General features: G+C 59.1%; 6 protein-coding genes. 4 read left to right on the forward strand and 2 right to left on the reverse strand.

The features are described from left to right. The first annotated feature begins 55 nt into the window (after positions 1–55). Complete coding sequence (gdhA, locus tag FEF26_RS12955; protein WP_138253962.1) at positions 56–1,456, forward strand: NADP-specific glutamate dehydrogenase; 1,401 nt, start codon at positions 56–58, stop codon at positions 1,454–1,456. 13 nt (positions 1,457–1,469) lie between these two features. Here the strand turns inward: gdhA and FEF26_RS12960 are convergent, their stop codons facing one another. Together FEF26_RS12960 and exaC are read right to left on the reverse strand one after the other, a co-directional pair. Then, the gene (locus tag FEF26_RS12960; RefSeq protein ID WP_138253963.1) at positions 1,470–1,868 is read right to left on the reverse strand and encodes a DUF779 domain-containing protein; all 399 of its coding nucleotides are present in this window, start codon (positions 1,866–1,868) and stop codon (positions 1,470–1,472) included. A 40-nt stretch (positions 1,869–1,908) separates the two neighbouring features. Beyond that, entirely contained in the window at positions 1,909–3,432 is a 1,524-nt protein-coding gene (gene exaC / locus FEF26_RS12965; RefSeq protein WP_138253964.1) for an acetaldehyde dehydrogenase ExaC, read from the reverse strand. Between the two features lie 157 nt (positions 3,433–3,589). Between exaC and FEF26_RS12970 the strand changes: the two genes are divergently transcribed. From FEF26_RS12970 to FEF26_RS12980, 3 genes are all read left to right on the forward strand, one after another. Continuing rightward, positions 3,590–4,783 (forward strand): GAF domain-containing protein, encoded by a 1,194-nt coding sequence (locus tag FEF26_RS12970; protein WP_138253965.1) that lies wholly within the window; start codon positions 3,590–3,592, stop codon positions 4,781–4,783. 64 nt (positions 4,784–4,847) lie between these two features. Beyond that, on the forward strand, positions 4,848–5,876 hold the full coding sequence (adhP, locus tag FEF26_RS12975) for an alcohol dehydrogenase AdhP (protein WP_138253966.1): 1,029 nt from the start codon (positions 4,848–4,850) through the stop codon (positions 5,874–5,876). A 78-nt stretch (positions 5,877–5,954) separates the two neighbouring features. Next, positions 5,955–6,653, forward strand: a complete 699-nt coding sequence (locus FEF26_RS12980) for an IMPACT family protein (protein WP_243730582.1) — start codon at positions 5,955–5,957, stop codon at positions 6,651–6,653. The last annotated feature ends 135 nt before the right edge of the window (positions 6,654–6,788 follow it).

The following is a 6,788-nucleotide window of genomic DNA, read 5'->3' on the forward strand; positions in this document are numbered from 1 at the left end:
GCGCAATGCCCCCTTCAGTGTCACAGTTGTTGTGACGAAGGCTGAAGCGGATAGCATGGCTTTCGCATTGTGGAAACGTCCACCAGAGAGGCCACCCGTGAGTCCCAGCCGCCAGCGGATTGAAGAAGTTTTTGAGCAGGTCACCAGCCGTAACCCGGGGGAACGGGAGTTTCATCAGGCCGTGCGGGAAGTCTTCGACTCTCTTCCGCAGCTGTTGACTCGGCATCCCGAGTATGTTGAGGCTTCCATCCTGGAGCGCCTCTGCGAACCTGAGCGCCAAATCATTTTCAGGGTCCCTTGGACCGAGGACAACGGCACTGTGCGGATCAATCGCGGCTTCCGTGTGCAGTACAACTCGGCATTGGGCCCCTATAAGGGCGGATTGCGCTTCCACCCAGATGTGTTGCTGGGTACCGTGAAGTTCCTAGGGTTCGAGCAGGTGTTCAAGAACGCGCTGACTGGCCTGCCCATTGGCGGAGGAAAAGGCGGCAGCGACTTCGACCCTAAGGGCCGCAGCGATGCTGAGATCATGCGTTTCTGCCAGTCCTTCATGACGGAGGCCTACCGGCACCTGGGAGATCGACTTGATGTCCCGGCAGGAGACATCGGTGTGGGGCGCCGTGAGATCGGCTACTTATTTGGTCAGTACAAGCGCATCGCCAACCGGTACGAGGCCGGTGTCATCACCGGAAAGGGTGTCACCTGGGGCGGCTCGAGGCTCCGCACAGAGGCAACAGGCTACGGCACAGTGTTCTTCACTGAACATATGCTCAGGGTTGACGGCCGCGGATTCGACGGCAGAACGGTCATAGTTTCGGGCTCGGGAAATGTGGCGATCTACGCCATTGAGAAAGTGCATGAGCTCGGCGGGACTGTGGTGGGCGCATCGGATTCCGGCGGCAGCATCTACGACGCCGATGGCATCAACTTGGCGCTGCTTCAAGAGATCAAGTTGGAGCGCCGCGGCCGGATCAGTGAATACGTGGACCAACGCTCCAGCGCGGAGTACTTAGAGGGCAAGAACGTCTGGTCCATCGCCGAGAGGGTACCGGTCGATGTTGCTCTGCCGTGTGCGACCCAGAATGAGCTGGATGAGAACGACGCCGCCACTCTGATCTCCGGAGGCGTCAAGGCTGTGGCTGAGGGCGCGAATATGCCCACCACGCCGAAGGCTATTGACGCGCTGCAAGCCGCCGGTGTCCTCTTCGGCCCTGCTAAGGCTGCCAATGCCGGGGGTGTGGCGACATCAGCTTTGGAGATGCAGCAGAACGCCAGCCGGGACACCTGGTCAAGTGAGTACACCGAACAACGGCTTTCGGACATCATGGAGAACATCCATACGCGCTGTGCTGAGACCGCCGATGAGTACGGGGCCCCCGGTGACTATGTGGCGGGCGCCAACATTGCTGGTTTCATTCAAGTCGCTGATGCCATGCTCGCCCAGGGAGTCATCTAGGCCGTTGTCAGGGTCAGTGCAATGTGCCGAAGGTCACCGGTTCCAATTCCTCAGTCTCTTCTTCGGTGAAGAGCCGGGAGCGGACGATGAATCTGTTTCCGGTGGGCCCCTCAATGCTGAAGCCTGATCCCCGTCCCTTCGTGACGTCGATCGTGATGTGAGTGTGGGACCAGTACTCGAACTGGGGTTTGGAAATCCAGACCGGCACTGGTTCAGGCGTACCTGGCTCCAGCTCCCCCAGCAGGACGTCTTGAGGCCCGGTCATGAATGTCCCCTGGGTGTAGCACATGGGTGCTGAGCCATCGCAGCATCCGCCGGATTGGTGGAACATCAGCGGCTGGCCGTGCTCGTCACGAAGTTGACGTAGCAGAGCGGCAGCTTCATCTGTTATTGCGATACGCTCAGCACCCATGGCAGTCTCACTTCCTTCTTGAGTAGGTGTTATGGACGGTTTAGAAGAATCCGAGCTTATCTTCCGAGTAGCTCACCAGAAGGTTCTTCGTCTGTTGGTAGTGGGCCAACATCATCAGGTGGTTCTCCCGGCCGATTCCTGACTGCTTATATCCGCCAAAGGCCGCATGGGCCGGGTATTGGTGATAACAGTTAGTCCAGACACGACCCGCTTGAATGTCTCGACCAGCCCGGTAGGCGATATTCTGCTCTCTGGACCACACCCCGGCACCCAGGCCGTATAGCGTGTCGTTGGCCAGTGAGATGGCGTCGTCGTAATCAGAGAACTCAGTCACGGACACGACCGGTCCGAAAATCTCCTCTTGGAAGATGCGCATTGAATTCTGGCCTCGGAAGATCGTCGGCTCCACGTAGTACCCCTCCGCGAGGTCTCCGCCGAGGTTGGCCTGATGACCGCCGATGAGGACCTCTGCCCCCTCCTTCTTGCCGATATCCAGGTAGCTGAGAATCTTCTCCAGCTGGTCGTTCGATGCCTGCGCACCTACCTGGGTGTCTGTGTCCAGCGGGTTTCCTTGGACGACTGCCCGAGTTCGCTCGACGGCAGCGTCAAGGAAGTCATCGATGATGGTCGATTGGATGAGCGCCCGGGAGGGACAGGTGCATACTTCACCCTGGTTCAGGGCGAACATGGTGAAGCCTTCCAATGCCTTGTCGTAGAATGCATCATCGCGGGAAGCGACGTCTTCGAAGAAAATATTGGGTGACTTGCCGCCGAGCTCAAGGGTGACAGGGATCAGGTTTTGGCTCGCGTACTGCATGATCAGGCGGCCCGTGGTGGTCTCTCCGGTGAAGGCAATCTTCCTGATGCGGGGGCTGGAAGCCAATGGAGCTCCGGCCTCGGTGCCGAATCCGTTGACCACGTTGAGCACACCGGCAGGAAGCAGGTCTCCAACGAGTTCCATCAGAACCAGGATCGAAGTCGGCGTCTGCTCTGCAGGTTTCAAGACTACGGCGTTTCCAGCCGCTAGCGCGGGGGCGATTTTCCACACCGCCATTAGAATGGGGAAGTTCCACGGGATGATCTGTCCGACTACTCCCAGCGGCTCCTGAAAGTGGTAGGCCACCGTTGTGGCGTCGATCTCGCTGTTGCCGCCTTCCTGGGCCCGGATCGCACCAGCGAAGTAGCGGAAGTGGTCGACGGCCAGCGGCAGATCCGCCGCGAGGCACTCTCTGACGGGCTTGCCGTTGTCCCATGTCTCCACTACTGCGAGCATTTCAAGGTTTTCTTCGATCCGGTCAGCAATCTTATTGAGGATCACCGCGCGTTCGGCCACTGAGGTCTTACCCCACGCTGGCGCAGCCTGGTGAGCAGCATCGAGGGCAAGTTCAATGTCTTCTGCCGTGGATCGGGCCACCTCTGTGAATGGCTTACCTGTCACTGGCGATGGATTTTCGAAGTACTGGCCTTTGACCGGGGCGACCCACTCGCCACCGATGTAGTTTTCGTACCGTGACTTGAAGCTAACAACGCTGCCTTCAGCGCCGGGTTGTGCGTAGACCGTCATGGCGACTCCTTCGTCGGGTTGTGCATATAGTGACTTAGATCACTATTGTCCTCCATCATATGGTGCGTGGAGTTGCATCTACGTTGCATCACGGGAAGCCATGAAAATCTAGCGTAGGCTGTGACGTGCCGCACACTCTTCGCCTGGGAAGGAGTGGATGATGAAGGCCGTCCCCGACGAGCCCCAAACGTGGGAAGCGTTGAAACCTCTGCTGCGGGATTCGTGGCAGCGATCAGCACAGTTTCTCGCGGATCCTAGCCGTGCCTTAGCCCCCGTCAACATCAGTGACGCTGATCTGGGTTCCTATAGGATGTCTCACCCTCTGCGTCACGTCTTGCCAGTATTCGACAAACTCCTCATACAGCCAGCCGCCGAGGCGGGACTGATCGTTGCAATAGGAGATGCCTCCGGGCGGCTGCTGTGGGTAGATGGAGACCGCACCGCTGTGCGGCGGGCGGAGTCAGCGGCTTTTCAGCCGGGCGCCACCTGGTCGGAGGAAGCTATCGGCACCTCAGCACCCGGTATCGCACTAGCTACTGGTCGTGGGGCGCAAGTGCACCAGGATGAGCACTTCGCGTCCTCGGCACATCAGTTTTCATGCTCAGCGGCACCAATTAGGCATCCCAAGACAGGAAGAATCCTGGGCGTTGTGGACCTAACGGGTGACGAGAAGGCTGTAGCCACGCACTCACTTGCTCTCGTGTACGCCGCAGTCTCCGCCGCAGAGGCCGAGCTGAAGTCGCTGCCGACGGACACCGGGGGCGTCCAATTGACCACACTGGGCTCGGTGAGACCGCAGTTGGGTCTTGGCACCACTCGTGAGACGCTCTGCCTTCGCCACGCCGAGATCCTCACGCTCTTGGCATGGCATTCCACGAAGCACCAAAGAGGGTTGAGCGCCGGGGAACTGGCGGAACTGCTCTTCGGCGAAATGGGCCACGAGGTTGCGCTGCGAGCAGAGATCGTCCGACTTCGTCGATTCTTGCGATCCACGCCGGCGTCAGCTGGTCTGGATCTTCAATCACGACCATACCGCCTGTCGGCTCCGCTGGACCTGGATGCCCTCACCACGATGACCGCCCTGACAGCAGGAGATCGATCGGCTGCCCTCGATATGTACGCCGGCCCGCTGCTACCCGCCTCAGAAGCTCCCGGCATCCGCTCGCTGAGGCAACACGTCTCCGCCGTTCTCCGGGAGGCCCTGCTCGCTGACGGCAGTGCCGATGAGCTCTGTCGCTATCTTCAGCTCCGCGAAGCCGCAGAAGATCACCACGTGATGTACACGGCTCTGCAAGTGCTGCCTGCGGACTCTCCACAGCGGGCAGCATTGGTGGCGAGTGTGCAACCCTGACGCAACGTTGTTGCACATAGCGTGACTGGCATCAGCTGCACGCACCTGTGACAAAGGAGTCGCCATGAACACTATGACCGCAGCCGTCGTTGAAGACTTCGGCAAAGATCTAGCTATTACCGAGTATCCGCTTCCAGAACCGGGACCTCACCAAGCACTCGTGAAACTCATCGCCTCAGGTGTTTGCCACACCGACCTGCACGCCAGGGATGGTGACTGGCCGGTGAAACCCACTCCGCCTTTCATCCCGGGACATGAAGGAGTGGGGATCGTCGAAAAATTAGGCGCCGAGGTGAGCAATATTGCCGTGGGTGATGTTGTGGGAAACGCCTGGCTGTGGAGCGCGTGCGGCTCTTGTGAGTTCTGCCGGACCGGTTGGGAGACGCTTTGCGAGGAGCAGACCAACGGAGGCTACTCAACAGATGGCTCCTTCGGTGAATACATGCTGGTTGACGCCCGATACGCAGCTTTAGTTCCCGCCGGGTCTGACCCCCATGAGATCGCTCCGGTCCTCTGCGCTGGTGTGACTGTCTACAAGGGGCTCAAACTGACCAATGTACGCCCGGGGCAATGGGTCGTGATCTCTGGGATCGGTGGACTGGGCCATATTGCGGTCCAATACGCGGTCGCAATGGGAATGCGGGTCATTGCAGTGGACATTGCTGATGACAAACTCGCCCTGGCCAAGAAGCACGGTGCCGAAATCGGTCTCAACGCCCTGGGGGTAGACCCCGCGCATGAAATTCAACAGCAGGTCGGCGGTACCCATGGCGTTCTTGTCACTGCCGTGCACCCCAGTGCGTTCGGCCAGGCCATCAACATGACACGACGTGGCGGCACTATCGTCTTCAACGGTCTACCGCCTGGAGACTTCCCCGCACCAATTTTCGACATCGTACTGAAGGGGCTCACCATCCGTGGGTCTATCGTGGGCACCCGGCAGGACATGGTCGAAGCTCTAGAGTTTTACGCGCGTGGGCTGATCCATCCGACTTTTTCCAGGCGCCCATTGAGCGACATTAACGCCGTCTTCGATGAGATGCACCACGGAAAGATCGATGGCCGAGTGGTTATCGACTACTCGACGTCCTGACGCTCACCATCAGACACGCTCGCTGATCCACAGGAGACAAACTGCCACGGTGGCGAGACGGGCATAGAGTAAAGGACCGTGCCTGCAGATTCGGTCTATACAGTTCTGGCCCCTGATGTCGAGATTGTCACGGCGCTGAGTCGAAAAAAGTCTCGGTTTCTGACTGTCATGCGTCGAACAGGCTCCCCAGGCGAAGCCCAAGACCTCGTGAACAGTCTCCGCAAGGAGCACAACGGTGCTCGGCACCATTGCTCCGCGTGGGTTATCGGTGACGAACGGCGCTACCAACGGGGCAATGATGATGGGGAACCTAATGGCACCGCCGGAGCGCCCATCTTGGAAGCGCTCATGAAGGCGGGGACCCCCGGCGGTAAACAGGACTTCAGCGACGTTTGCGTGGTGGTCATCCGGTGGTCCGGTGGAACTCTGCTGGGCGCTGGGGGTCTAGTAAGTGCCTACTCAGACTCTGTGGTCGCAGCTTTGGAACAAGCACGTGAACTCGATGCCTTTCGAACGCGGCAACGGATGCTTAAATTTGAGTTAGCTGCGCCCATCGGGGAGGCCGGCCGTTGGGAGCATCAGCTCAGATCCTCACTCATCACAGTCCACGGCGTCGACTACATGTCCCGACCCGGACTGGCAGTTCTGGGCCTCGCCGTTACGGATGACGGAGAGTCCCTCAACACGCTTACCTCGTTGATCGCTGCTCTGAGCGGTGGCGAGGCTGAACTCCATTCAACGGGTGACGAGTGGCTTGATGCGCCGCCAGTGTCCTGAGTTCATACGCATATGCCGGTCAGAACGTTATCGGTACCTCTAAAAGGATAGGCTTACGGTAATCGGACCCTGGTGACTCATCTCAAGATGCCCGGGAAGTGTGAGTCGTTGACTCATTGAGTTTTGCCCGGTTGA

The organism is Nesterenkonia salmonea (assembly GCF_005771525.1).
In the GTDB taxonomy this organism is placed as follows: Bacteria; Actinomycetota; Actinomycetes; order Actinomycetales; family Micrococcaceae; genus Nesterenkonia; species Nesterenkonia salmonea.

What these genes read in the sequence shown, in the direction of transcription:
- gdhA (WP_138253962.1), top strand. Translation starts at nt 56, where the DNA reads ATGGCTTTCGCATTGTGGAAACGTCCACCAGAGAGGCCACCCGTGAGT.
- FEF26_RS12960 (WP_138253963.1), bottom strand. Translation starts at nt 1,868, where the DNA reads ATGGGTGCTGAGCGTATCGCAATAACAGATGAAGCTGCCGCTCTGCTA.
- exaC (WP_138253964.1), bottom strand. Translation starts at nt 3,432, where the DNA reads ATGACGGTCTACGCACAACCCGGCGCTGAAGGCAGCGTTGTTAGCTTC.
- FEF26_RS12970 (WP_138253965.1), top strand. Translation starts at nt 3,590, where the DNA reads ATGATGAAGGCCGTCCCCGACGAGCCCCAAACGTGGGAAGCGTTGAAA.
- adhP (WP_138253966.1), top strand. Translation starts at nt 4,848, where the DNA reads ATGAACACTATGACCGCAGCCGTCGTTGAAGACTTCGGCAAAGATCTA.